The following is a 249-nucleotide window of genomic DNA, read 5'->3' as shown; positions in this document are numbered from 1 at the left end:
AAAACTCCCTGTCGGACCTGCTGGACAAACCTCAGACCCGCACGCCAATGCCGGGCGACGAAACCCAGCCCGTTCCACCTGTTGCCGAAACAGTTGAGCAGGTCGCAACTGGAGCGGACGAGACAGCCGTCGCCGAGAAACCGCGGCAAATGGATGAATCCGCCGAGGTGGGCGTCCTGTCCCGACTTAACGCCGATGCAGAACCGGGCGTCGGTCAGCCGACAACGAGCGACACCGGTTCCGAAACCA

At 62.7% G+C, this 249-nt stretch carries 1 protein-coding gene; it reads left to right on the top strand.

Going from position 1 to position 249, the window contains the following annotated elements:
* The coding region (locus NLM59_RS11605) for a hypothetical protein (RefSeq protein WP_304417944.1) at positions 1 to 249 on the top strand (249 nt) is incomplete at both ends.

The organism is Profundicola chukchiensis (genome assembly GCF_029664245.1).
Taxonomy (GTDB): Bacteria; Bacteroidota; Bacteroidia; order Flavobacteriales; family Weeksellaceae; genus Profundicola; species Profundicola chukchiensis.
This window is presented reverse-complemented; position numbering and strand designations above follow the sequence as displayed.